Raw genomic sequence first — 24,579 nt, 5'->3', positions numbered from 1 at the left:
TACGCCATCGCCCATGAGCCTGCTGTTCTCGCCGCTGTCGCTCGGTCCGCTCGAACTGTCCAACCGCATTGTCATTGCCCCGATGTGCCAGTACTCGGCGCACGACGGCTGCGTCAGCGACTGGCACCACATCCACCTCGGCAACCTGGCCCTGTCCGGCGCCGGCCTGCTGATCCTCGAAGCGACCGCGGTCGAGTCGCGCGGGCGGATCAGCCACGCCGACCTGGGACTGTGGAACGACGACCAGGAAGCCGCGCTCGCCGCTTTGCTGGCCTCGGTGCGGCGCTGGTCGCCGATGCCCGTGGGCATCCAGCTGGCGCATGCCGGGCGCAAGGCGTCCACACCGCGTCCGTGGGACGGTGGCGGCGCGATCGCGGCCGACCACCCCGATGGCTGGAGCACGGTGTCGGCGTCGGCCCTGGCCTATGACGACGCGCATGCGGTGCCGCAGGCGCTGGATGGCGAGGGCATCGATGCGCTGGTCGAACATTTCGTCGCCACTGCGCGTCGTGCCGAACGGCTGGGCCTGGACCTGGTGGAAATCCACGCCGCGCACGGCTACCTGCTGCACCAGTTCCTCTCGCCGCTGAGCAACACCCGCGACGACGCCTATGGCGGCTCGCTGGAGAACCGCATGCGGCTGGTGCTGCGGGTATTCGATGCGGTGCGCGCGGCGGTGTCGACGAAGGTCGCGGTCGGCATGCGCATCTCGGCCACCGACTGGGTCGAAGGCGGCTGGGACATCGGGCAGAGCCTCGCCCTGGCGCGCGCGCTGGATGCGCGCGGCTGCCAGTTCATCCACGTGTCCAGTGGCGGCCTGGATCCGCGCCAGCAGATCGCCACCGGCCCCGGCTACCAGCTGCCGTTCGCCGAAGCGATCAAGGCCCAGGTGCGGATGCCGGTAATCGCGGTCGGCATGATCACGCAACCGCGCCAGGCCGAAGCGGTGCTCGTCGACGGGCAGGCCGATGCGATCGCGCTGGCGCGCGGCATCCTCTACGACCCGCGCTGGCCCTGGCATGCAGCGGCCGAGCTCGGCGCCACGCTCGTGCCGGCGCCGCAGTACCTGCGCTGCGAACCGCCCGAGGCGCGCGGAGTGTTCGCGCGGCGCTGACGGGCACGCGGAGGTATCAGCTGCAACCGAGCCGTCGCGCGGTTGCAGGCTCGCCTACCATGGCCACCCATGCGCCATGAACACATCCTCGCCCTGTCCTGCCCGGACCGCACCGGCATCGTCTATCGCGTCACGGGACTGCTGTTCGGCCAGGGTTGCAACATCCTGGACGCGCAGCAGTACGGCGACGAGGAAACCGGGCGCTTCTTCCTGCGCGTGCATTTCGACTTGCCGGCGGCCGATGCGTTGCCGGCGTTGCACGAGCGCTTCGGCACGCTTGCGGACGAGTTCGGCATGGACTGGCAGGTCCACGACGCGCGCCGCCGCGCGCGCCTGCTGGTGCTGGTCAGCAGGCAGGGCCATTGCCTGAACGACCTGCTGTTCCGCGCGCACAGCCGCCAGCTGCGCGTGGACATCGCCGCGGTCGCGTCCAACCACGAAGATTTCGCCGCGCTGTCGGCGTCCTACGGCGTGCCGTTCCTGCACCTGCCGGTGGAAGCTTCCAGCCGCGCGGCGCAGGAGGCGTCGATCATCGACCTGGTCGAACGCGAGCGCATCGACCTGGTGGTGCTGGCGCGCTACATGCAGATCCTGTCGCCGCGGCTGTGCCAGGCCCTGGCCGGGCGCGCGATCAACATCCACCACAGCTTCCTGCCCAGCTTCAAGGGCGCCCAGCCGTACCACCAGGCGCACGCGCGCGGGGTCAAGATCATCGGTGCCACCGCGCACTACGTGACGCCCGACCTGGACGAAGGCCCGATCATCGAGCAGGACATCGCGCGGGTGGACCACGCGATGACGCCACGCGACCTGGTCCGCGTCGGCAGCGACATCGAGTCGCAGGTACTGGCGCGCGCGGTACGCCGCCACGTCGAGCACCGGATCCTGCTCAACGGGCACAAGACGGTGGTGTTCCGCTGACCCGCGAACCTGGTCTGCTCTTTGTAGGAGCGGGCATGACCGCGACACCGACACCCTGGGCAGGACCGACGTACTCATCCGCTACAGCCCCCGCTGTCGCGGTCATGCCCGCTCCTACAGCGTGGCAATCCAGCTGCGCAGCGGATGCGCCGGATCGGCCAGCAGCTTCAACGCCAGCAGCACGGACACCATCACCAGCAGCGGCTTGATCACCCGCGTGCCGTGGCGCATCGCGAAGCGCGAACCCAGCTGCGCGCCGAGGAACTGGCCGGCGCCCATCACCAGGCCGACCTTCCACAGCACCGCGCCGGAGGCCAGGAACACCGCGAAGGCGCCCACGTTCGAGCCGAAGTTGAGGAACTTGGTGTGCGCGGTGGCCTTGAGCAGGCCGAATCCGGCCAGGCCGACGAAGCCCAGCATCAGGAACGAGCCGGTACCGGGTCCGAACACGCCGTCGTAGAAGCCGAGCACCGGCACGAAGGTCAGGCCGAACACGCGTGGGCTGATCCGGTGGTGGCGCTCGACCGTGCCGATGTCGGGCTTGAGTGCGAAATACAGGGCGATGCCGATCAGCAGGAACGGCAGCACCGCACGCAGCCAGCTGCCCGGCACGATGGTGGCCAGCAATGCGCCGGCGACCGCGCCGGCCGCGGCGGTCAGCGCCATCGGCAGCTGCGCGCGCAGGTCGACGTGCCCGTGGCGCGCATAGGACCAGCTCGCCGAGGCCGAGCCGAACAGCGACTGCAGCTTGTTGGTACCCAGCGCCTGCAGCGGCGGGATCCCGGCCAGCAGCATCGCCGGCAGGGTGACCATGCCGCCGCCGCCGGCGATCGAATCGATGAAGCCGGCCAGCAGGCCGGCGAGGAACAGCAGCATCAGCAGCTGCAGGGCGAGATCGGGCATGGGCCACCAGCGAAGGAACAACGCCGGCGCTTGGACCTGGCGTGCGCCGCCATTCTAAGCGGCGGTTGCCGCAAGGCGCGTCGCAACCGTTAGCATCGACCCAACCTTTCCCGGAGTCGCCCGATGGTCCTGGCCGTACGATCCAAGGTTTCCCTGCTGGCGTTCGCCCTGTCGCTCGCCGCGGCCGTCCCGGCCCACGCCGCCACCGCGCAACGTCCCGAAGTGGCCACCGCCGCCAAGCAGCTGCAGCAGCAGGTCATCGACTGGCGCCGCGACTTCCACCAGCACCCGGAGCTGTCCAACCGCGAGGAACGCACCGCCAGGGTGGTCGCCGAGGAGTTGCGTCGGATGGGCCTGGAGCCGAAGACCGGCATCGCCCACCACGGCGTGGTCGCGATCATCAAGGGCGGCAAGCCCGGCCCGAAGATCGCGTTGCGCGCGGACATGGACGCGCTGCCGGTGGCCGAACGCACGGGCCTGCCGTTCGCTTCGAAGGCCACCGGTGAATACCGCGGCGAAACAGTCGGCGTGATGCATGCCTGCGGCCACGACGCGCACACCGGCATCCTGCTCGGCGTGGCCAAGGCGCTGGTCGCGATGCGCGACACGCTGCCCGGCGAAGTGATGCTGATCTTCCAGCCGGCCGAGGAAGGTCCGCCGGCCGACGAGGAAGGCGGTGCGTCGATGATGCTGGCGCAGGGCCTGTTCAAGGACTTCAAGCCGGAAGCGGTGTTCGGCCTGCACGTGTTCTCGACCGTGCCGGCCGGACAGATCGCGGTGCGCAGCGGACCGTTGATGGCCGCCTCGGACCGTTTCAGCATCAAGGTGGTCGGCCGGCAGACGCATGGTTCGCGGCCATGGGGCGGGGTGGATCCGATCGTGGCCGCCGCCGACCTGGTCGGCACCGCGCAGACCATTGTTTCTCGCCGCACCGACCTGGCCAAGCTGCCAGCGGTGGTGACCTTCGGCGCGATCAAGGGCGGCATCCGCTACAACATCATCCCCGACGACGTGGAAATGATCGGCACCATCCGCACCTTCGACGAAAGCATGCGCGAGAAGATCTTCGCCGACCTGCGCAACGTATCCGAACACGTGGCCGCCGCGCACGGGGCCAAGGTCGAGGCCAAGGTGCCCGACAGCGAGGGCAATCCGCCGACGATCAACGATCCGGCGCTGACCGCGAAGATGCTGCCCAGCCTGCAGGCCGTGGTCGGCGCCGACAACGTGTTCGAGCCGCCGCTGCAGATGGGCTCGGAGGATTTCTCCCTGTACGGGTTGAAGGCGCCGGCGCTGTTCTTCTTCGTGGGCGCGACCGCGCCGGGGATCGATCCGGCGACCGCGCCGGGCAACCATTCGCCGGAATTCATGCTCGACGAGAAGTCGCTCGACGTGGGCTTCCGCGCGTTGCTGCAGGTGTCGCTGGATTACCTGCACGGCACGGCGGGCTGACGAAGCCCGGCAACCCGCGAGGCTTCCGGGCCGCAGCCCGGGACACGCGGCACGGGATTGCGGAAGGCGTCGCTTGTGTCGAAGGCGTGGGTGTCGCGGTCATGCCCGCTCCTACGGGAGCGGGCAGAGAAGCGGGTCTCTGGGCCGCGTAATAGGTGCGTCGCAGCGGTGTTCTTCGTAGGGGCGGACTTCAGTCGTGCCCGCTCCTGCAAGGGCGGGCGCGGTAAAGATGGTTGTGGAGATGTGTGTTCCAGGCGTGGCGCAATGATGCTCCCTGTAGGAGCGGACTTCAGGCCGCGAACCGGGGGCGCAACAGGCGCGGTGGCGTTGGTTGTGCGGGAGGCGCCAGTGTCATGGCGCGTCTTCCGGCATCGGGGTCTGCGCGGTGCGCAGCTACAGATCGAAGCCCAGCAGCAGCGGATCGTGGTCGGAGCTGCGCCACGGGCCCGGCACGTTGCGGCCGGCATAGCCGGCGTCGTCCGGTTCGTCGGCATTGACGTGCCACTCGGTCGCGCCGCGCAGGTGCGGGACCAGCGCGGGACTCAGCAGGGCATGGTCGAGGCGGCCGCTGAGCCCCTGGTAGACGTAGCTGTAAGGCGGCTCTGAACCCGGGGCGGCCACGGCGGCGGCCTTGAGGGCATCGGTCCAGCCGCCTTCCTCGCGCAGCCAGCGCACCGGGTCTTCCATCGCGTAGGCGTTGAAGTCGCCGAGGATGGCCACGCGCTCGCGGCCCTTGCCCAGCGGCGCGGACTGCAGCCAGGCGTGCAGGCGCTGCGCCGAATCCAGGCGCAGCGCGTTCCAGCAGCCCTGGCCGTCCTTGCGGTCGGCGTCGGCGCCTTCGGCCTCGCTGCAGCCCTTGGACTTGAGGTGGTTGGCGACGACCACGAAGTCGTCCTTGCCGCCATCCTTGCGCCGGAACGCCTGCGCCAGCGGCACGCGACTGCGCTCGCCGAAAGGCCCGCCTTCGAGCACCGCCGGCTTGCCGCGCGCGACCAGGCGATCGCCGCGGTAGATCAGGCCGACGCGGATGGTGTCCGTGCCCGGCCCGCGTCCGGCATCGACGAAACGCCACTGCGCGCCATCGGCGTTGAGCACCTGCACCAGGCGGGCGAGGCCGGAGTCGGGACCGTAGCCGTCGTTTTCCAGCTCCATCAGCGCGGCCACGTCCGGATCCAGGCCCTGGATGGTGGCGACCAGCTTGGCCAGCTGCGCGTCGAGCGCCTGCGGTGTCTTCGCGCCGCGCGGCGTCGGGAAGCCGCCGCCCTGGCCGTCGCCGTTGAACAGGTTCTCGAGGTTGAACGCGGCCACGCGGACGTTGCCGGGTACCTGCGGCGGTGCCGGTCGCGCTGCGACTTCGATCGACGGCGTACCGGTCAGCTGCAGGCGCCAGCCATGGCGCGGATCGACGATGCCTTCGGCACCGCGCACCACGCTGCCGGTGCGCGGGACGTCGCCACCGCCCAGGTACGCGACCTGCTCCGGATCGCGCTGGCGGCTGGCGTCGTCGAGCAGCAGTCGCGTGCGCGCGTTCGCCGCGGCCAGCGCGGCGTGCTCGGCCGAACCGGCGCGTGCCCGCTCGCTGGGCTGCCACTGGCGACCGTCGAACGACACCGCCAGCTCGCCGAAGCGTTGCAGCGCGTCGGTACCGGTGACGGTCAGCGGTGCCTCGATGCGCACGGTCATCCCTTCCAGCGCTTCCCAGTCGCCGGGTAATGCTTGCACCGCCTGCGCACGCACCGGCGTACCCGCGCGGCAGCGGTCGACACGGTCGACCTGCAGCGTGGTCAGGCTGTCGCCGCCGCGCCCATCCAGCTCCACCACCCGGCCATGGAAACGGCACTGCGTGCCGACGCCGAGGTTGTCGGGGAAGGCGAAGCCCTCGACCGGCTGCACGAACAGGCCGTCCGAGGTGCGTGGGTCCCCGTCGCCTGCGTCCTGGACGAAGATGCCGCCCAGTCCCTCGCGGAAGTCCGCGCTGACCGTGGCAGTCACCGTGACCTGTTCGCCGACCAGTGGGCTGCGCGGACCATCGCCCTGCAGCTGGCCGATGGCCGGTTCCGCCGCGGGTCGGGCCACGGCCGGCAGGACCCCCAGCAGCAGGAGCAGGGCGGGCAGGCGACGCAGGGCGGGATGCGGCTTCATGGCAGGTGTCCAGGACGGAAACGACAACGCCGCCCGGAGGCGGCGTTGTCAGGTATGGCGCGGGGCTTACTTCAGGTTGGCGAGCATCCAGTCGACCGTCGCCTTCACCTGCTCGTCGGTCAGCGCCGGGTTGCCGCCCTTGGGTGGCATGATCCCGCCGCTGGGGCCGGTGAAGCCCTCGATCGCGTGCTTGTGCAGGGTGTCGGCGCCCTGGGCGAGGCGCGCATCCCAGTGCGCGTGATCCAGGGTCGGCGCGTTGCCCACGCCGCTGGTGTGGCAGGCGCCGCACAGGTTCTGGTAGATCACCGCGCCATCGGTGGTCCCGCCGTAGGCGACCTGCGAGGAGGCCTTGGCGACCGCGGCGGCGGCGGCGGCGGCCTGGGCGGCGGCACCGGTATCGCCGGCGTAGACCGCGCCGGCCGGATGAATGCGCGCAGCGGTCCGGCTGGCGGCCGTCGGCGAGACTTCCGGGGGCAACCGGCCATGCAGATAAATGGCCAGCAGGATCAGGCCCAGGGTGACCAGGGCCAGGAGGCCGATCACCATCGAGAAGCGCTTCAGGAATTCCAGATCGTAATTACGCACATCGCATCCTATGGCGAGTGGCGCGGCCGGCCACAGCTGGCGCCGATTATAGAGAGGGACGCCCCGGCTTCGGAAGCCGGCAAGCCTTGCCGGGCGGGCGATGCGGGTGCGGACGCCGGTTTGGACGCCCCTGCCGTGGCCGCGGGCGGGCGAGCGGAGGGGGCATGGATCGGGTGGCCAGGCAGCAGCGGATGCCGCAAATCGGCTGTTGCGATGCAGCAGGTTTGCGGGTCGGGGTGCGATTTCGCGGTGTCGCGTCCATGCAGTCGCTGGTGGGTCCAATTGACCGTCAGCGCCGGGATTTACGGGCTCGGCCCGCACGCACGTCCACGTCGCGACCCGGAACGCGCCGGGAAGTCAGGCCACGGCGGGACCCTGTCCGGTTGACAGCGCTGCCATTTCTGACAAGCCTCTGCGCCCGTCACTGCCGCAAGGCGCCCGGGGACGCGGGCGCTCCACCGACCGGAGGAAGATCCAGCATGAGCACCCACGCCGGCGCGACCGCGCCTGCCGCCCGCATCCGCAATGTCCTGGCCGCAGCGCTGGCCCTGGCCGTGCTGGCCGCCTGCAATCGCGCCCCGGCGCCGGTCAACGCGCCCGCCGCCGATGCCCCGCAGGCTGCCGCGAGCGACGGCAGCATCCACCCGGAGCAATGGCCGGAACTGGCCTGGCCCGTGGCCGCCGACCCGGCGGTGGAGAAGCGGATCGACGAACTGCTGGCGAGCATGACCCTCGAAGAGAAAGTCGGCCAGCTGATCCAGGGCGACATCGGCAGCATCACGCCCGAGGACGTGCGCAAGTACCGGCTCGGTTCGATCCTGGCCGGCGGCAGCTCCGATCCCGGCGGCAAGTACAACGCCACCCCGGCGCAGTGGCTGGCCCTGTCCGACGCGTTCTGGGAAGCGTCGATGGACACCTCCGGCGGCGGCAAGGCGATCCCGGTGATCTGGGGCATCGACGCGATGCACGGCCAGAGCAATGTCGTGGGCGCGACCCTGTTCCCGCACAACGTCGGCCTCGGCGCCACGCGCAACCCCGAGCTGCTGCGCCGCATCGGCGAAATCACCGCGCAGGAGACCCGCACCACCGGCATGGAGTGGGCGTTCGCGCCGACCGTGGCGGTGCCGCAGGACGTGCGCTGGGGGCGCGCCTACGAGGGCTACTCGGAGAACCCGCAGGTGGTGGCCGATTTCGCCCGCGCGATGGTCGAAGGCATGCAGGGCAAGGTCGGCTCGCCGGATTTCCTCGGCGACAACCGGGTGATGGTCTCGGTGAAGCATTTCGTCGGCGACGGCGGCACCACCAACGGCCGCGACCAGGGCGATACCGTGGTCAGCGAGGCCGAACTGCGCGACGTGCACGCGGCCGGCTACAAGACCGCGATCGAAGCCGGCGCGCAGTCGGTGATGGCCTCGTTCAACAGCTTCCACGGCACCAAGATGCACGGCCACCAGCCGCTGCTGACCGACGTGCTCAAGGGCCGCATGCACTTCGGCGGCTTCGTCGTCGGCGACTGGAACGGCCACGGCCAGATTCCCGGCTGCACCAACGACGACTGCCCCGCGACCTTCACCGCCGGCCTGGACATGGCGATGGCGCCCGACAGCTGGAAGGGCATGTACGACACGACGCTGGCCGCCGCGAAGAACGGCACGCTGTCGATGGAGCGCCTGGACGACGCCGTGCGCCGCATCCTGCGGGTCAAGTTCCTGATGAAGCTGTTCGACGCGCCCAAGCCGTCGCAGCGCGCGCTGGGTGGCAAGTTCGAACTGCTCGGTGCACCGGAGCATCGCGAAGTCGCCCGCCAGGCGGTGCGTGAATCGCTGGTGCTGCTGAAGAACAACGGTGGCGTGCTGCCGCTGCGCACCAACCAGCGCGTGCTGGTCGTCGGCGATGGCGCCGACAACATGAGCAAGCAGACCGGCGGCTGGACGCTGAACTGGCAGGGCACCGGCACCGCGCGCGCCGACTTCCCCAACGCCGACACGATCTGGGAAGGCATCGCGCGCGCGGTCAAGGCCGGTGGCGGCCAGGCCGAGCTGGCGGTGGACGGCAAGTACAAGGCCAAGCCGGACGTGGCGGTGGTGGTGTTCGGCGAGAATCCCTACGCCGAATTCCAGGGCGATATCCCCAACCTGCTGTTCCATCCGGGCGACGACAGCGACCTGGAGCTGATCAAGAAGCTCAAGGCCGATGGCATCCCGGTGGTCGCGGTGTTCATCACCGGGCGTCCGCTGTGGATGAACCGCGAGATCAACGCTTCCGATGCCTTCGTCGCGGCGTGGCTGCCGGGCTCGGAAGGCGCGGGCGTGGCCGACGTGCTGCTGCGCAAGGCCGATGGCAGCGTCGACCACGACTTCAAGGGCAAGCTCAGCTTCTCCTGGCCGCGCAACGCGGTGGATGCAGCGGTCAACAAGCCCGGATACCAGCCGCAGTTCGCGTTCGGCCATGGCCTGACCTACGCCGACAAGGGCGACCTGGCGGCGCTGCCGGAAGACTCGGGCATCGAAGGCCTGCAGGCGCCGGCCGGCGTGTACTTCGCCCGCGGCCAGCTCGCCCCGGGCCTGGCCCTGAAGCTGGAAGACGGCAAGGGTGCGGCCACCGCGGTCACCACCGTGCCGGTCGCACTGGCCGACAACAGCCTGGCGATCAGCGCGGTCGACCATGAGCGCCAGGAAGACGCACGCCGCTTCACGTGGTCCGGTGCACAGGCGGCCAGCGCGACGATCCTGTCCGAGCCGGCGCAGGAACTGACCCGCGAGACCAACGGCGACCTGCTGCTGGTGCTGACCCTGCGCCCGGATGCATTGCCGGCGAGCGGCGCGCTCACCGCCAGCGCCGGGGCCGGCACGTCGCTGCCCTTGCTCGACACGCTGGCCAAGCTGCCGGCCGGGCAGTGGACCACGCTGGGGATTCCGCTCAAGTGCTTCGCCGCGTCCGGTGCGGATGTGGCCAAGCTCGATACGCTGCTGAAGCTGCAAAGCGATGCGGCAGCGACGCTGTCGATCTCGCGCGTCGCGGTGGGCGCGGTCAGCGAAGCGCAGCACATCCTGGCCTGCCCGCAGTCGAAGTAAGCGCACGTGGGCCTGCGCCGCGCCGGGAGGGCGGCGGCGCGGGCCGGTCCGAGCTTCTCCGCCACGGGTGCCATGACGGCATCCGCGGTGGGCCGCGTCCTCCACACATCGACTGCATGGGACGGGGAGAGCGCGGATGAAGCTGGCAACACTGGATATCGTGATCGTGCTCGTCTACCTGGCGGGCATCTTCACCCTGGCCCAATGGGTCTCGCGCGAGAAGGCGGGGCACCAGAAGTCGGCCAGCGACTACTTCCTGGCCAGCAAGTCGCTGCCATGGTGGGCGATCGGCGCCTCGCTGATCGCGGCGAACATCTCCGCCGAACAGATCATCGGCATGTCCGGGTCCGGCTACGCGATCGGCCTGGCGATCGCCTCCTATGAGTGGATGGCGGCGCTGACCCTGCTGATCGTCGGCAAGTTCTTCCTGCCCATCTTCCTGCGCAACCGCATCTACACGATGCCGCAGTTCCTGGAAGAGCGTTACGGCACGCGCATCCGCACGCTGATGGCGGTGTTCTGGCTGGGCCTGTACGTGTTCGTGAACCTGACCTCGATCATGTGGCTGGGTTCGATCGCCGTGGCCCAGGTCACCGGCATGGACCAGATGCTGGCGCTGGTGCTGCTGGGCGTGTTCGCGATGGCCTACCAGCTGTACGGCGGCCTGAAGGCGGTGGCGCTGACCGACATCGTGCAGGTCACCCTGCTGGTGATGGGTGGCCTGCTGGTCACCGGCATCACCCTGAGCCACATCGGCGGCGGCAGTGTCACCACCGGCTTCTCGCAGCTGTGGAGTGCCCATCCCGAACACTTCGAGATGATCCTCAGCAAGGACAATCCCTTCTACAAGGACCTGCCGGGCATCAGCGTGCTGATCGGCGGCATGTGGATCATGAATGTCAGCTACTGGGGCTTCAACCAGTACATCATCCAGCGCGCGCTGGCCGCCAAGGACATCCGCGAAGCGCAGAAGGGCGTGGTGTTCGCCGCGTTCCTCAAGCTGCTGATGCCGCTGGTGGTGGTGGTGCCGGGTATCGCGGCGGTGGTGCTGGCGCCGGACCTGGCCAAGCCCGATGAGGCCTACCCGACGATGATGCGGCTGCTGCCGACCGGCATCCTGGGCCTGGTGTTCGCCGCGCTGGTGGCGGCGATCGTGGCTTCGCTGGCATCCAAGATCAACTCGGTGGCGACGATCTTCACCCTGGACTTCTACGCCAAGTCGCGTCCGCAGTCGGAACAGTCGCACCTGGTGCGCGTCGGCCGGATCGCGGCCGCCGTATCGGTGCTGCTCGCGATCCTGACCGCGCGCCCCCTGCTGGGCAGCTTCGACCAGGCGTTCCAGTACATCCAGGAATACACCGGCTTCTTCACCCCGGGCATCGTGGTGATCTTCGTGCTGGGCCTGTTCTGGAAGCGCGCCAACGAGGCCGGCGCGCTGGCCGCGGCGATCGGTTCGTTCGTGCTGTCGATCGTGCTCAAGCTGGCCTGGCCGTCGCTTCCGTTCATCGATCGCGTCGGGCTGGTGTTCCTGCTGGCGCTGGCGCTCGCGGCGATCGTGTCGCTGGCGACGCGGCCGCAGCAGGCCGGCAGCGACCTGATCCGTACCGACGACGTGGACTACTCGACGTCGGCAGGCTTCAATATGGCCGGTTTGGGCGTGATCGCGATCCTGGTCGCGCTGTACGCGGTCTTCTGGTGAGCCAGCTGGGGCATGAGAATGCAGTGGGCGGAGGCGTAATGCGGGTCAGGATCGAGGATGTCGCGCAGCGGGCGGGCGTGTCCATGAAGACGGTGTCGCGCGTGCTCAACAACGAGCCGGGCGTGCGCGAGGCCACGCGGGCGAAGGTCATGGAAACGGTGGCGGCGATGAACTATCGCCCCGATCCCTCCGCGCGCAGCCTCGCCGGCAACCGCAGCTACCTGGTCGCGCTGCTGTACGACAACCCGTCGCCGAACTACCTGATGGAGATCCTGACCGGCGTGGTCGAGGCCTGCGAGAGCCACCACTACGGGATGGTGATGCAGCCGGTGAGCTACCACAGCCCGGATTTCCTCGATGCGATCGATTCGCTGGTCGTGTCCTCGCGCCTGGACGGACTGATCCTCACCCCGCCGCTGACCGACAGCGACGCGCTGCTTGATCGCCTCGACCAGCGCGGCATCCCGTTCTCGTGCATCTCGCCCAAGGGCCGTGAAGGACGCATCGGCGTGACCCTGGACGAGCACGAGGCGGTGTGCGAGCTGATGGCGCACCTGATCGAGCTGGGCCACCGCCGCATCGGCCACGTGCGCGGACATCCGGACCATGGCGCCAGCGAATGGCGCATGGCGGGCTACCGCAGCGCGCTGCGCCGCGCCGGCCTGCGCTACGACCCGGCGCTGGTGGTCGACGGCGAGTTCTCGTTCGACTCCGGCCTGGCGGCCGGCCGCCAGTTGCTGGCCCTTGCCGAACGCCCCACGGCGATCTTCGCCGCCAACGACGACATGGCTGCCGGCGTGATGCGTGCGGCCAGTGAACTGGGCCTGCGCGTGCCGCGCGACGTGTCGGTGTGCGGCTTCGACAACACGCCGATCTCGCAGCAGATCTTTCCGGCGCTGACCACCGTGCAGCAGCCCACCCGCGACATGGGCCAGGTCGCGACCGTTCAGCTGCTCAATGCGATCCGCGACCGCAGTGCCGGGCGCATGGTACGCATGCCGTACTCGCTGCAGCTGCGTCAGTCGACCGGGCCGGTGCCCCCGGCCTGAGCAGGACAGCGCGGGCTCCGGCGCGGAAACCTGCGTGGACCACACTGAGCGGATCGGCGGCTCCCCGTCGAAGGGCTCGCGCCGCCGCTTTCCATTTCCAAACGATGCGCGCAGCAGGGCGAGTCCCGCTCTACGGGTTGTGGCGAGCAGCGGTGAAAAGCCGCGATGCGCGGCGAAGCAAGCCGATCCGCGCGATCGGTCGCGCAACGATGGCTGACGGCTCCTTGTGTCTTCGATGCATCGTCGAACAGCGCGGCTCCCGTTCTCTGCGACCTGCATTCGCCGGAAACCCGCAAAGAAGCCCAAAACAGCGTGAATACGCACTGCCTGCCGGTGCGCAGATTTCGCATCGCTGAATACATGAAGACTGCAAAGCCGCAGACGAGCGGTATGCGGTTCACCAAAAGCTAACCATCAACCTTCCGACGACTAACAATTCGCGAGGACAATGCGACGCACGTCACTTAATTTCGGGACCCCCCTGACCCTTGGGTGACGTCTAGGAGAGTGATATGCATATCAGCAAGACACTTATGGCATCCGCAGTGATGCTCGGACTGGGCCTGTCGGGGCAGGCCTTCGCTCAGGAAACTCCTGAAGAAACTCCAACAACGGTCAACGACTACAGCGCATATGCAGATGGCCAAGGCACGGCGGCCGCCAGCAATGGCGGCACTGCCACCGCCACGTTCTCGAATTCCTTCAACCACAGCTCCGCTGTGGCCACTACGCGACTTGAAGGAAGCGTTTCTGGATTGAGCGTGTATGGCATCGGCAACGTCGCCAACAACAACGGCAACGCCAACGGTGGCAACGGTGGGAAAGGTGGCGCCGGTTACGGCGGCCTGGCCCTGGGTGGTGATGGCAGGGGTGGTGATGGGGACGGTGGCAACGGCACCGGAGGTGCCGGCGACCGTGGTGGCCGTGGTGGCACTGCGGGCAGCGGTGGCAGTGGCGGTACCGCGAACAATGGCGACGTCCAGGCCGGCCCGACGGGGGTTGGCGACGCGAGCGTCGCGGACGCCAACGCGGGTAATGGCGGCGATGGCGGCAACGCCACTCGCAATCGTGGCGCCAACGGTGCCGATGGCACGGGTAGTGGCGCCAGTGGCAATGGCACTGGCGGAAGTGGCTGGGCGGGCGGTGGCGATGGTCTGGCCGCCAGTGCGGCCCTGGGCGGATCCGGCGCTTCGGGCAGTGGTCCGACGGGCGCGCAGGACAGCGGCGCAAGCGGCGGCAATGCCGACGCCAACAGCGGTCGTGTACGCGAACGTGGGGCGGGCGATGCGACGAGTGGAAGCGGTACCGCCACCGCCGGCAACGGCACGTCCGGTGGTGCAAGCGCGACCGGCGGTGCGAGCACCGCGACCGGTGGTGCGGGCACTGCAGGCGACGGCACCGGCACCGGTGGTGCTGGCACGGCGACCGCAGGCGATGGCACGGGCACCGGTGGTTCCGGCACGGGCACGGGCGGTGCCGGCGGCAGCCTGACCGCTACCGCAGGAACGGGCGGTGATGGCGGTGCCGCAACCAATGGCGATGCCACCAATGGCAGCGCCACTTCCACCGCGAGCAATGGCGACGCAACGGCCGGCAACGGCGCCGAGGGCGGAGCAGGCGGCGCGGGCGGCAGTGGTGGAGCGGGTGGTTCCGGCACGGCCGCAGCGGGTACGGGCGGCGCAGGCACCGGTGGCACCAACACCGGTGGCAACGGCGCCGGCGGTGCAGGCGGTGCGGCTGGCGCAGGTGGATCTGTGGCCAACAACGCGGGCACCTTCGACATGTCCAACCAGATGACCAGTGTTGGGCAGTCGGCGGCGGGCATCATGGTGACGGCCCAGAACAGCGGCTTTGCGTCGCTGATCCAGCAGGGCATCACCGTGCAGGCCAACCTGACCGTAGGCCCGTAGTGGCCATAAGCCCTTAGGCGCTCCCACGTGCATCGGGGCCTGGAAACCCCGATGCATCCATCGCACGAGCACAAGGCGTCCCGTCATCCCGACGGGGCGCCGTGCCCATGCAGGCAGGAGCGTTCGGGAAGGAGTGTGTCCCATGCATCCGCACCGTCCACTTTCACTAGGTCCGCTTTCACTTTGCATCGCGATGGCGGCGCTGGCTTCCGGTTCCGGCCCCGCATTCGCCGCTGACGATCCAGCTGCCGCGAATCTCGCGCCACTGATCGATCCGGCAACCCCTCAAGCGCAGCCGGGTACGGCGACCTCAACGCCGGACGCTAGGCAGGCGCTTCTCCCTGCAGCATCCGTTCCCGGCTTCGCCGGCAGCGAGGCAGTCGATATCGAACGGTTGGCCGCCATGCGCGGTGGCGAAGAGACGAATGAAAGCAACACTTCCGTGGATGGTAGCGTCCACGACAACACGGCCGACCACGTCGTCAGTGGTTCCAATTCCATCAACGGCGAAGCCTTCTCCAACGCCAGCGGCCTCAACACGGTCATCCAGAACAGCGGCAGCAACGTGCTGATCCAGAACGGGATGAGCATCCAGGTCATCTTCGCCAACCCAGGCCAATGAGCAATCGGCGCCTGGCGGGGTGGGGCGCGCTGGCGTGCGCATTCGCGTGCGCGCATGGCGCGTGGGCCGCCAGTACCGACATCCGCGTACCGCAGGGTGGCGGCACCTACGGCATGCGCGTCGTCAGCCTGAAGGAGGCGCGCTTCCGTACCACGGTCCCCCAGCAGTACGACTTCAGTTGCGGCTCCGCGGCCACGGCGACGCTGTTGACCTACCAGTACGGCCATCCGGTCAGCGAAGCGGACGTCTTCGTGCAGATGTACGACAACGGCGACCAGGCCAGGATCCGGAAGGAAGGGTTCTCGCTGCTGGACATGCGCCGATACCTGGCTACGAAGGGCTTCGAGGCGGATGGCTTCGAGCTGCCGCTGGAAAAGCTCGAAGAAGAGGGTGTTCCGGCGATCGTGCTCCTGAACGATCGCGGGTACCGGCATTTCGTGGTGGTCAAGGGCATGCGCAATGGACGCGTGCTGCTGGGCGATCCCGCGCGGGGCACGCGCGCGATGCCGCGTTCTCGCTTCGAAGCGCTATGGGACAACCGGGTGCTGTTCGTCGTGCACAACCGGCGGGAGCAGGCCGGCTTCAACAATCCCGACGACTGGCGCACGGCGCCCCCGGCGCCGCTCGACATGGGCATCCAGCGCGATGGATTGCGCAACATCACCGCGCCCAGGCGCGGCCCCACGGACATCTGAAGCCATGAACGTCGTCCGTCGATCGTTTCCCGCGTTGCTGCTTGTTGCATGCGCCGCGGTGTCCGCGCAGGCGCAGGCATGGGATGGCCGGTCCACGCCGTTGGGCGGGGCGTGGAAGCCGATCGATCCGGCGCGCCTGGCGGAGATGCGCGGCGGTTTCCAGCTGCCGTCCGGGCAGATGCTCTCGTTCGGGATCGAGCGCGTCGTCTATGTCAACGACGTGCTGGTCGCCAGCGTCTCGGTGCGGATTCCGGATGTGGTGGACCTTGATGCCGGACAGGCGCAGGCCCTGGCCGATTTCAACAAGGGCATCGTGGTCCAGGTGGGCGAAGGCAACCACTTCGATCCCGCAGGTGTTGCCGGTGGCGTGGTGATACAGAACACGCTCGACAGCCAGCGTATCCGCACGGTCACCCATGTCGAAGTGGGCACCGGTGCATTGGGTGTCTTCCAGGGCATCAACTCCTATGGTGCGCTTGGCGATGCATTGGCGCGCGTTCCAGGCCCGCCCTGATACCGATGCCCACGCCACCCGGCTCCCGCCCCAAGGAGAGCGCCATGAAACGGATGTCGCCCAATGCCGCCGCGCCGCTGGCCCTGGCCATCGGCCTGGTCGTCTGTGGACAGGTTGGTGCGCAGGAAGCGTCTTCGGGTGACACCGCGGGTGGAGCTACGCCCGAGGCCCGGCTGGATGCGCTGCAGAGCCGGATCAACCAGCAGTCCCGGCGGATAGAGGAGCTGCGCGACGAGCTGGGCGAACAGACCCGGGGAATGGCGCAGCTGCAGGCTGCATTGAACGAGGAAATACTGGCCAACGCGCGCGCGCGCGGCGCGGCCGTTCCGGTCCTGGTGCCATCGTTGGCCCAGGGGGTCGCCTACGCGCCGCAGGAAACCGGGCAAGCGCAGGCGGCCCAGCCGACGCAACAACCCCCTGCGTCCGACGCGCAGACCCAGGCCGTGGGCCAGGCCCCCGAGTCCGACTCGCGCCCCCCGGAAGTCGCGCAGATCTTCGACCAGCCCGGCGCGCTCACGCCGGCCGGAACGTTCGTGCTGGAACCCTCCCTCCAGTACGGCTATACGGCCAACGATCGCGTCGTGCTGGTCGGATACACCGTCATCCCGGCGATCCTGATCGGGCTGATCGATGTGCGCCAGGTCAAGACGACCACCGCGATCGCCACGATGACGGGACGCTACGGGCTGAACAACCGGCTGGAACTGGAGTTCAAGGTTCCCTACGTCTACGCCAGCGGCGATACGGTCAGTCGCGAAATCTTCACCGGGTCGGCGCTGGACCGCGTGTTCAATTCCAGCGGACGCGGCCTGGGCGACATGGAGATGTCCGTGCGCTACCAGTTCAACCGCGGCGGCCCGGACAAGGCGTTCTACGTGGGATGGCTGCGCTACAAGAGCCGGTCCGGCACCGACATCTTCGACGTCGTCACCGATTGCGTGACCCGGTGCGTCGCCAACGCCACCGGCACGGGCCTGCCGCTGGAGCTGCCCATGGGCAGCGGCTTCGATGCGCTCCAGCCGGGCATCACCTGGCTGTATCCCTCCGATCCGGTCGTGTTCTTCGGCAGCTTCAGTTACCTCTACAACTTCGAGCGCACCGACGTCTCGCGCACCGTGATCGGTGGCGAGCAGGAGCACCTGGGCGACGTGAAGGCCGGCGATATCTGGGGCTTCAACGTGGGCCTGGGCCTGGCGCTGAACGAGAAGGCCTCCATCAGCCTCGGTTACGACCAGAGCATGGTCGGCAAGACCACGCAGAACGGCGAGGACGTGCCCGGCTCGGTCCGGGTCACCCTGGGCACGTTGCTGCTGGGCGGCACCTACCGCTTCAACGACCACGTTTCGTTGAACGTCGCATTAGGCGCGGGGGTTACCCGCGACACGCCCGACCTGACCCTCACCACGCGCGTCCCGATCACCTTCTAGGTGGATCGGGATCCGCTGCGCGCCGATCCCTGCCGCCGACGCGGGGCGACGGCGCGCAACGACAGGCCAGCGTCCCGGCAAACGGCCCGACAGGCCTCTCAGGCAGCGTCGCTGCGCAACACCACGCGCAGCGGGTTGTCCCACTCCCGGAGCAGGTCGGCTTCACGAGCCTGGGCCTTGTGCAGGTGCGCTTCCTTGACGTGTCCGTAGCCGCGGATGTGCTCGGGGAGGCTGGCGATCTCCGCGGCCAAGGCGAGGTTGCCGCCGTCGAGCCCCGCCAGCAGCCGGTCGATGGTGGCGAAGTAGTCGGTGACGAGTTGCCGCTCCGTGCGCCGTTCTTCGCTGCGACCGAACGGGTCCAGCGGACCGCCGCGCAGGAACTTCAGCTTGGCCAGCCAGCGGAACGCGGTGAACATCCACGGCCCGTACTCGCGCTTGAGCAGCCGACCCTGTTCGTCCTTCTTCGCCAGCAGCGGCGGGGCGAGGTGGAAGCGCAGCGTGTAGTCGCCTTCGAACTGCTGCTGCAGGCGGCGCTGGAACTCGCCGCTGGTGTACAGGCGGGCGACCTCGTACTCGTCCTTGTAGGCCATCAGCTTGAAGGCATAGCGGGCCACGGCTTCCGCCAGCGCGGTCGAACCCGGGGCCTTCAGTGCCTCGGCGCTGCGGACCCTGGCTACCAGGCCGGTGTAGCGGCGTGCATAGGCGGCGTCCTGGTAATCGGTGAGGAACTTCTCGCGGCGCGCGACCAGTTCGTCGAGGCTGCGTGACAGGCGCAGGTCGTCCAGTGGCAGCGCGGCGACCTCGCCGGTGGCGACATCCAGCGGTGATGCGGTGCCTGCGGCGACACCCTCGCGTTCGGGCAGGCCTCGCAGCTCGCGCTCGGCCCGCACCGGGTGCGGCGCACTGGTGCTGCCCCACTCGCTGCCTTCCCAGTCGCCGGGCGGCAACTGGTGCAGGCCATCGGGCACGCGCTCGTCGGCGGTCACCGGATTGGAGACCAGGCCGGCGGCGGCCGCCACCGCCTGCGGATCGACCGAGGCCAGGCGGCCCCAGGCGAAGGCCTGCTGGTTCATCTCGATCGCCGCGCCGTTGAGCTCGATCGCGCGCATCAGCGCGGCGTGCGAGATCGGCACCAGGCCCAGCTGCCAGGCGTAGCCGAGCATGAACAGGTTGGTGGCGATGGCATCGCCCAGCAACGCGGTGGCCAGCTGGGTGGCGTCCAGCAGGCGCGGTTCGCGCCCACCCAGTGCGAGCTTGATCCCGGCGATGATGTCGGCGGCGGGGAAGTGCAGGTCCGGGCGCATGGTGAACGTGCCCGGCATCGCTTCGTAGGTGTTGAGCACCACTTCGGAGCGCTCGCCGCGCACCTTCGACAGCGCCCAGTAGTCGTTGACCACGACCATGTCGCAGCCCAGCACCAGGTCGGCTTCGCCGGCGGCGATACGCACCGCGTGGATGTCTTCGGGCGTGCGCGCGATGCGGATGTGGGTGGTGACCGCGCCGCCCTTCTGCGCCAGGCCGGTCTGGTCGAGCACCGTGGCGCCCTTGCCTTCCAGGTGGCCGGCCATGCCCAGCAATGCGCCGATGGTGACCACGCCGGTCCCGCCGACGCCGGTGATCAGGATGTTCCAGGGCTGGTCGAGCACGGAGCGGAAGACCGGGTCGGGCAGGCCCTCCAGCCGCGACGCCGCGTCTGCCTTGCGTCCCTTGCGCGGCTTGCCGCCGTGCACGGTGACGAAGCTCGGGCAGAAGCCCGACACGCACGAGTAGTCCTTGTTGCAGTTGGACTGGTCGATCTCGCGCTTGCGGCCGAATTCGGTTTCCTTGGGCAGCACCGACACGCAGAAGCTCTTCTGCCCGCAGTCGCCGCAGCCCTCGCACACCAGCGTGTTGACCATCACCCGCTTCTGCGGGTCCTCGATCTTGCCGCGCTTGCGCCGGCGCCGCTTCTCGGTCGCGCAGGTCTGGTCGTAGATCAGGATGCTGACGCCCTTCACCTCGCGCAGGCGCTTCTGCACCGCATCGAGCTCTGCGCGGTCGTGGAACTCCACGCCCGAGGGGAACAGTTCGCGCTTGTGCCAGCGGCCGATGTCGTCGCTGACCAGCATGATCGTGTCGATGCCTTCGGCGCGCATCTGGTGGGCGATGTCCGGTACGGTCAGGCTGCCGTCCACCGGCTGGCCGCCGGTCATCGCGACCGCGTCGTTGTAGAGGATCTTGTAGGTGATGTTCACCTTCGCCGCGACGGCCTGGCGGATGGCCAGCGAGCCGCTGTGGAAATAGGTGCCGTCGCCCAGGTTCTGGAACACGTGCGGGGTGTCGGTGAACGCGGCCTGCCCGGCCCAGGTCACGCCTTCGCCGCCCATGTGGGTGAAGGTGTCGGTGGAGCGGTCCATCCACGTGACCATGTAGTGGCAGCCGATGCCGCCCAGCGCGCGCGAGCCCTCCGGCACCACCGTGGAGGTGTTGTGCGGGCAGCCCGAACAGTAGTGCGGCACGCGCGGGAAGCTGGCGCGCGGCAGCGCCATCTCCGCCTCCTTGGCGTCCATCCAGCGCAGGCGCTGCTCGATCGACTCGGTATTGATCGCACTTGATGGGAGCAGGCGCAGAATGCGGCGGCCGATCACGCCGGCAATCGTCGCCGGGGTCAGCTCGCCGGTGGACGGCAGGATCCACTCGCCGGCTTCGTCGTACTTGCCGACGATGCTCGGGCGCCGGCCCCAGTCGTTGGGCCAGTTGTAGAACTGTTCCTTCATCTGCCGCTCGAGGAAGGCGCGCTTCTCCTCGACCACGACGATGTCTTCCAGCCCGCGGGCGAAGCGGGCGATGCCTTCGGGCTCCAGCGGCCAGGTCATGCCGACCTTGTAGACGCGGATGCCGATGTCGCGGCAGGCCGCCTCGTCCAGGCCCAGGTATTCCAGCGCCTGCAGCACGTCCAGGTAGCTCTTGCCGGTGGTGACGATGCCCAGGCGCGCGTTCGGCGCATCCATCACCACCTTGTCGATGCCGTTGGCGCGGGCGAACGCCTGCGCGGCGCGCACCGCGTAACGGTGCAGGCGCATCTCCTGGTCCAGCGGCGGATCGGGCCAGCGGATGTTGAGCCCGCCGGGCGGCAGTTCGAAATCCTCCGGCAGCACGATCTGGCGCGCGAACGGATCGACCTGCACCGAGGCCGACGACTCCACCGTCTCGGCGATCGTCTTGAAGCCGATCCAGCGGCCGGTGTAGCGGCTCATCGCCCAGCCCACCAGGCCCAGGTCGAGGATGTCCTGCACGCCGGCCGGGTTGAGCACCGGCATCATCGCGCTGACGAACTCGTCCTCGCTGCCATGCGGCAGGGTCGAGCTGCGGCAGGCATGGTCGTCGGCGGCCAGCGCGAGCACGCCGCCGTTGCGCCAGGTGCCGGCCGCGTTGCCGTGCTTGAACACGTCGCCGCAGCGGTCCACGCCCGGGCCCTTGCCGTACCACATGGCGTAGACGCCATCGACCCTGGCGCCGGGGAACAGGTTGGTCTGCTGCGTGCCCCAGACCATGGTCGCGCCCAGGTCCTCGTTGAGGCCGGGCTGGAAGCGCACCTTCGCCGCCTCCAGGTGCTTGCGCGCGCGCCACAGTTCCAGGTCGAAGCCGCCCAGCGGGCTGCCGCGGTAGCCGCTGATGAAGCCGGCGGTATCCAGTCCTGCGGCGGCATCGCGCAGCTGCTGCATCAGCGGCAGCCGGACCAGCGCCTGCACGCCGCTGAGATAGATGCGGCCATCGCGGCGGGTGTACTTGTGCTCGAGCGTGTAGTCGTTGTCGAACGTATCCAGCTCCGGCCGGTTGGCCGAAGCGGGCGAGGTCAGTTCGGCGGTGCTGGTCATGGACGGGCCCTGGCGCTGGCTGGAGCTGGGCCTCGCCGGCCCGGTGCGGAATGATATCAAGCGCCATTCTGTGATGGCCCGCACTCCCCGACTGTGCGCTGCTGCGGTTAGGATGCGGGGTGGGGAGGTTGTTCTCGGGGATGATCAGGTGAAAAAGCTGCTTTTTCCGCTCGCCTTGGGGCTGGCGTTGTTTTCGCTGTCTGCAGCGGCGCAATCGCTGCCGGCACCGAAGGAGTTCTATTTCGACCCCGATCCGCAGACCACGCGTGCGATCGTGGCTGTCCCGGGCGAGGGCGATGCGGTGGTCGACCGGCTCGCGTCCACGGTCGCCCGCAAGCCGGCTGACGTCGAATCGCGGGTGCAACTGGCCCGGATCGCGATGCAGACCGGACGCCTGGAACTGGGCGACGAGCTGTACCGTGCCGCCCAGAAGAATGCCGGGAGCAACCAGCGCCTGGCGCGCGCGGTGGCGTGGAACTACGGATGGGACCTCTATCGTGCCGGTGAACACCCGCGCGCGCTGGAACAGTGGCAGAAGCTGATCGGTGGCTGGCCGAGCACGCCTTCCTGGCAGCCGCCGACGCTGGCGCTCGCGTTGTGGAAGATGGGCCACAAGGCCGAAGCGATCGCCTGGTATGCGGCGGCCGTGCGCACCGAACCTCAGCAGTGGAGCGTGGCCTCCACCTACGCGCAGATGCTGCCGGACTGGCGCGAGGAAGACCGCGGCACGCTGGCCGAGGTGCAGGCTGCCTGGCAGGCCGATCCGCCGGCCTGGCCGTAAGCGCCGGCCACGGGGCCGCACCGGCGGGCTGTGCGAAAATGCGATGGCGCCGGACCGGCGCCCTTTCCGCAGCGGTCCATGATCAGCAACGAACTCGACATCGACCCCTGGCGCGCGCGCCTGCGCGCGCAGGGCAGGGTGCAGATTCCCGGTTTCCTGCAGGCCGAGGCGGCCTCGCGCCTGCACGATTGCCTGCGCGACGAGGTGCGCTGGGAGACCGCGCAGCGCACCGACGCAGAACTGGCGGAAGGCCTGGTGCACAGCGCGGCACCCGGTAGCGCGGAAGACGCGGCGTTGCTTGAAGCCGCCACCCTGCGTGCCCGCGACGGCTTCGAGTTCTACTTCGACCGCTACCGCATGATCGATGCGCGCCGTGACGGACAGGATCCGGAACTGGTCCTGCACGCGGTGGTCGATTTCCTCAACAGCGCGCCCTTCCTCGACTTCGCCCGGCAGCTGACCGGCGACCCTGCGATCCGCATGGTCAGCGCGATCGCGGTGCGCTACCGCCACGGCCACTTCCTGCGTTCGCACAGCGACCACGCCAGCGAGGAGGACCGTGCCTTCGCCTATGTGCTGAACCTCAGCCGCGACTGGCTGCCGGACTGGGGTGGGCTGCTGCAGTTCCTCGACCCGGCCGGACAGCGCGTGGTCGACACCTTCACCCCGCGGTGGAATTCGCTGAGCCTGTTCCGCGTGCCGCAGCCGCACGTGGTCAGCCTGGTGGCGCCGTGGGCCGGTTCGCCGCGCTACAGCATCACCGGCTGGTTCCGTCGCGGCTGAGCCGGCTGGATGGTCGCCTGGGACGCATTCGCCCTGATCCTGGCCATGCTCGGCCTGGGCATGGCCCTGGGCCGGACCACGCTGTTGCCGGCCAACGCGTCGGAAACGCTGAACCTGGTGGTGCTGTACGTGTGCCTGCCGGCGGCGGTGCTGCTGTACGTGCCGCGGCTGCACATGGAATGGTCGCTGCTCGGCGTGGCCCTCACCCCGTGGCTGCTGATGGGCGCGACCTGGGTGCTGGTGACGCTGGCGGCGCGCGCGTGGAAGTTCCGCCGCGACGAGTACGCGGTGCTGCTGCTGTGCGTGGGCCTGTGCAATTCCAGTTTCATCGGCTATCCGATGGTGCGCGCTTTGCTGGGCGAGGACTCGGTGCAGTACGCGGTGGTCTACGACCAGTTCGGCACCTTCATGCTGCTGTCGACGGTGGGGATCTATGTCGTCGCCCGCTACAGCGGCGACGCCACGCCGGGCGCGCGCGAAATCGCTTCGCGGATCGCGCGCTTCCCGCCCGCGTGGGCGCTGCTGTTCGGCTTGACCCTGATGCCGGAACAGCCGCCGGAGTGGATCGCTTCGGGCCTGCGCCGGCTGGCCGAGGCGATGTTGCCGCTGGTGATGCTGGCGGTGGGCCTGTCGATCCAGCTGCGCCTGCCGCGCGACGAGATCCGGCCACTGGCGACCGGCCTGGTGCTCAAGCTGCTGGTGATGCCCGCGCTGGCCGTGCCGATCTCGCTGGCGTTCGGCATGTCCGACACGATGCTGCGCGCCAACGTCCTCGAATCGGCGATGCCGACCATGATCTCCGCCGCCGCGCTGGCGATGGCGCATGGCCTGGCGCCGCGCCTGGCCGCCGCGCTGGTCGGCTACGGGATCGTGCTGTGCCTGTTCACCCTGCCGGCGTGGGCGTGGCTGCTGGGGCGGCTCACCAGCTGATCCGCGGCTCTCCGGCCGGCGGCACGGCTGGCGTCGGATGCTATGTTTCCGGCGAGCACCGGTCGATAGCCAACGGGATGGAGCATGGCCAAGAGAGCGATTTCGCGCGGCCCGCGGAGGC

General features: G+C 69.1%; 19 protein-coding genes. 15 read left to right on the top strand and 4 right to left on the bottom strand.

Annotated elements, in window-relative coordinates; genetic code table 11:
* The first annotated feature begins 13 nt into the window (after positions 1-13).
* Positions 14-1,114 carry an NADH:flavin oxidoreductase/NADH oxidase gene (locus CSC65_RS01175; protein ID WP_162408130.1) on the top strand — a complete coding sequence of 367 codons (1,101 nt, stop codon included), beginning with the start codon at positions 14-16 and terminating at the stop codon, positions 1,112-1,114.
* 69 nt (positions 1,115-1,183) lie between these two features.
* On the top strand, positions 1,184-2,035 hold the full coding sequence (gene purU, locus CSC65_RS01170; protein ID WP_162408129.1) for a formyltetrahydrofolate deformylase: 852 nt from the start codon (positions 1,184-1,186) through the stop codon (positions 2,033-2,035).
* Between the two features lie 114 nt (positions 2,036-2,149).
* Here the strand turns inward: purU and CSC65_RS01165 are convergent, their stop codons facing one another.
* Positions 2,150-2,938 carry a TSUP family transporter gene (locus CSC65_RS01165; RefSeq protein ID WP_162408128.1) on the bottom strand — a complete coding sequence of 263 codons (789 nt, stop codon included), beginning with the start codon at positions 2,936-2,938 and terminating at the stop codon, positions 2,150-2,152.
* 123 nt (positions 2,939-3,061) lie between these two features.
* Here CSC65_RS01165 and CSC65_RS01160 point away from each other — a divergent pair, with 123 nt between their 5' ends.
* Complete coding sequence (locus CSC65_RS01160; protein ID WP_162408127.1) at positions 3,062-4,390, top strand: M20 family metallopeptidase; 1,329 nt, start codon at positions 3,062-3,064, stop codon at positions 4,388-4,390.
* Between the two features lie 393 nt (positions 4,391-4,783).
* Here CSC65_RS01160 and CSC65_RS01155 read toward each other — a convergent pair whose 3' ends face one another.
* Both CSC65_RS01155 and CSC65_RS01150 read right to left on the bottom strand, forming a co-directional pair.
* The gene (locus CSC65_RS01155) at positions 4,784-6,532 is read right to left on the bottom strand and encodes an ExeM/NucH family extracellular endonuclease (RefSeq protein ID WP_162408126.1); all 1,749 of its coding nucleotides are present in this window, start codon (positions 6,530-6,532) and stop codon (positions 4,784-4,786) included.
* 66 nt (positions 6,533-6,598) lie between these two features.
* The gene (locus CSC65_RS01150) at positions 6,599-7,117 is read right to left on the bottom strand and encodes a c-type cytochrome (protein WP_162408125.1); all 519 of its coding nucleotides are present in this window, start codon (positions 7,115-7,117) and stop codon (positions 6,599-6,601) included.
* A gap of 479 nt (positions 7,118-7,596) precedes the next feature.
* On the opposite strand from CSC65_RS01150, the gene CSC65_RS01145 reads away from it, so the two are divergent.
* The 9 genes from CSC65_RS01145 (at position 7,597) to CSC65_RS01110 (ending at position 18,107) form a co-directional block, all read left to right on the top strand.
* The gene (locus CSC65_RS01145) at positions 7,597-10,191 is read left to right on the top strand and encodes a glycoside hydrolase family 3 protein (RefSeq protein ID WP_162408124.1); all 2,595 of its coding nucleotides are present in this window, start codon (positions 7,597-7,599) and stop codon (positions 10,189-10,191) included.
* 136 nt (positions 10,192-10,327) lie between these two features.
* Positions 10,328-11,890 (top strand): sodium/sugar symporter, encoded by a 1,563-nt coding sequence (locus CSC65_RS01140; RefSeq protein ID WP_162408123.1) that lies wholly within the window; start codon positions 10,328-10,330, stop codon positions 11,888-11,890.
* A gap of 38 nt (positions 11,891-11,928) precedes the next feature.
* Positions 11,929-12,939, top strand: a complete 1,011-nt coding sequence (locus CSC65_RS01135) for a LacI family DNA-binding transcriptional regulator (RefSeq protein ID WP_162408122.1) — start codon at positions 11,929-11,931, stop codon at positions 12,937-12,939.
* Between the two features lie 165 nt (positions 12,940-13,104).
* Positions 13,105-13,350, top strand: a complete 246-nt coding sequence (locus CSC65_RS16165; protein WP_238390222.1) for a hypothetical protein — start codon at positions 13,105-13,107, stop codon at positions 13,348-13,350.
* Between the two features lie 101 nt (positions 13,351-13,451).
* The gene (locus CSC65_RS01130) at positions 13,452-14,849 is read left to right on the top strand and encodes a hypothetical protein (protein WP_162408121.1); all 1,398 of its coding nucleotides are present in this window, start codon (positions 13,452-13,454) and stop codon (positions 14,847-14,849) included.
* 142 nt (positions 14,850-14,991) lie between these two features.
* On the top strand, positions 14,992-15,471 hold the full coding sequence (locus tag CSC65_RS16160; RefSeq protein ID WP_238390221.1) for a hypothetical protein: 480 nt from the start codon (positions 14,992-14,994) through the stop codon (positions 15,469-15,471).
* A complete protein-coding gene (locus CSC65_RS01120; RefSeq protein ID WP_162408120.1) occupies positions 15,468-16,166 on the top strand; it encodes a C39 family peptidase in 699 nt (232 codons plus the stop codon). Before CSC65_RS16160 ends, CSC65_RS01120 begins: the two co-directional genes overlap by 4 nt.
* 4 nt (positions 16,167-16,170) lie before the next feature.
* A complete protein-coding gene (locus tag CSC65_RS01115) occupies positions 16,171-16,680 on the top strand; it encodes a hypothetical protein (RefSeq protein WP_162408119.1) in 510 nt (169 codons plus the stop codon).
* A gap of 44 nt (positions 16,681-16,724) precedes the next feature.
* Positions 16,725-18,107: an acetate kinase gene (locus tag CSC65_RS01110; protein ID WP_202922803.1), complete on the top strand. Its 1,383-nt coding sequence runs from the start codon at positions 16,725-16,727 to the stop codon at positions 18,105-18,107.
* A gap of 98 nt (positions 18,108-18,205) precedes the next feature.
* On the opposite strand, the gene CSC65_RS01105 is transcribed toward CSC65_RS01110, so the two are convergent.
* Positions 18,206-21,964 (bottom strand): indolepyruvate ferredoxin oxidoreductase family protein, encoded by a 3,759-nt coding sequence (locus CSC65_RS01105; RefSeq protein WP_162408118.1) that lies wholly within the window; start codon positions 21,962-21,964, stop codon positions 18,206-18,208.
* Between the two features lie 112 nt (positions 21,965-22,076).
* Here CSC65_RS01105 and CSC65_RS01100 point away from each other — a divergent pair, with 112 nt between their 5' ends.
* The 3 genes from CSC65_RS01100 to CSC65_RS01090 all read left to right on the top strand — a co-directional run bounded on the left by CSC65_RS01100 (position 22,077) and on the right by CSC65_RS01090 (position 24,458).
* Positions 22,077-22,745 (top strand): tetratricopeptide repeat protein, encoded by a 669-nt coding sequence (locus CSC65_RS01100; RefSeq protein WP_425501292.1) that lies wholly within the window; start codon positions 22,077-22,079, stop codon positions 22,743-22,745.
* A 78-nt stretch (positions 22,746-22,823) separates the two neighbouring features.
* The gene (locus CSC65_RS01095; protein WP_162408117.1) at positions 22,824-23,528 is read left to right on the top strand and encodes a 2OG-Fe(II) oxygenase; all 705 of its coding nucleotides are present in this window, start codon (positions 22,824-22,826) and stop codon (positions 23,526-23,528) included.
* 9 nt (positions 23,529-23,537) lie between these two features.
* Positions 23,538-24,458 carry an AEC family transporter gene (locus CSC65_RS01090; RefSeq protein ID WP_162408116.1) on the top strand — a complete coding sequence of 307 codons (921 nt, stop codon included), beginning with the start codon at positions 23,538-23,540 and terminating at the stop codon, positions 24,456-24,458.
* Positions 24,459-24,579 lie beyond the last annotated feature (121 nt).

Origin of the sequence: Pseudoxanthomonas daejeonensis (genome assembly GCF_010093205.1) — a bacterium.
Classification (GTDB): Bacteria; Pseudomonadota; Gammaproteobacteria; order Xanthomonadales; family Xanthomonadaceae; genus Pseudoxanthomonas; species Pseudoxanthomonas daejeonensis.
This window is presented reverse-complemented; position numbering and strand designations above follow the sequence as displayed.

Bases quoted from the DNA above. Each gene is read 5' to 3' on its own strand.
- CSC65_RS01110 (WP_202922803.1), top strand. From the start codon at position 16,725: ATGAAACGGATGTCGCCCAATGCCGCCGCGCCGCTGGCCCTGGCCATC.
- CSC65_RS16160 (WP_238390221.1), top strand. From the start codon at position 14,992: ATGCATCCGCACCGTCCACTTTCACTAGGTCCGCTTTCACTTTGCATC.
- CSC65_RS16165 (WP_238390222.1), top strand. From the start codon at position 13,105: ATGCGCGGCGAAGCAAGCCGATCCGCGCGATCGGTCGCGCAACGATGG.
- CSC65_RS01095 (WP_162408117.1), top strand. From the start codon at position 22,824: ATGATCAGCAACGAACTCGACATCGACCCCTGGCGCGCGCGCCTGCGC.
- CSC65_RS01145 (WP_162408124.1), top strand. From the start codon at position 7,597: ATGAGCACCCACGCCGGCGCGACCGCGCCTGCCGCCCGCATCCGCAAT.
- CSC65_RS01135 (WP_162408122.1), top strand. From the start codon at position 11,929: ATGCGGGTCAGGATCGAGGATGTCGCGCAGCGGGCGGGCGTGTCCATG.
- purU (WP_162408129.1), top strand. From the start codon at position 1,184: ATGCGCCATGAACACATCCTCGCCCTGTCCTGCCCGGACCGCACCGGC.
- CSC65_RS01100 (WP_425501292.1), top strand. From the start codon at position 22,077: ATGCGGGGTGGGGAGGTTGTTCTCGGGGATGATCAGGTGAAAAAGCTG.
- CSC65_RS01175 (WP_162408130.1), top strand. From the start codon at position 14: ATGAGCCTGCTGTTCTCGCCGCTGTCGCTCGGTCCGCTCGAACTGTCC.
- CSC65_RS01165 (WP_162408128.1), bottom strand. From the start codon at position 2,938: ATGCCCGATCTCGCCCTGCAGCTGCTGATGCTGCTGTTCCTCGCCGGC.
- CSC65_RS01140 (WP_162408123.1), top strand. From the start codon at position 10,328: ATGAAGCTGGCAACACTGGATATCGTGATCGTGCTCGTCTACCTGGCG.
- CSC65_RS01105 (WP_162408118.1), bottom strand. From the start codon at position 21,964: ATGACCAGCACCGCCGAACTGACCTCGCCCGCTTCGGCCAACCGGCCG.
- CSC65_RS01120 (WP_162408120.1), top strand. From the start codon at position 15,468: ATGAGCAATCGGCGCCTGGCGGGGTGGGGCGCGCTGGCGTGCGCATTC.
- CSC65_RS01115 (WP_162408119.1), top strand. From the start codon at position 16,171: ATGAACGTCGTCCGTCGATCGTTTCCCGCGTTGCTGCTTGTTGCATGC.
- CSC65_RS01160 (WP_162408127.1), top strand. From the start codon at position 3,062: ATGGTCCTGGCCGTACGATCCAAGGTTTCCCTGCTGGCGTTCGCCCTG.
- CSC65_RS01130 (WP_162408121.1), top strand. From the start codon at position 13,452: ATGCATATCAGCAAGACACTTATGGCATCCGCAGTGATGCTCGGACTG.
- CSC65_RS01090 (WP_162408116.1), top strand. From the start codon at position 23,538: ATGGTCGCCTGGGACGCATTCGCCCTGATCCTGGCCATGCTCGGCCTG.
- CSC65_RS01155 (WP_162408126.1), bottom strand. From the start codon at position 6,532: ATGAAGCCGCATCCCGCCCTGCGTCGCCTGCCCGCCCTGCTCCTGCTG.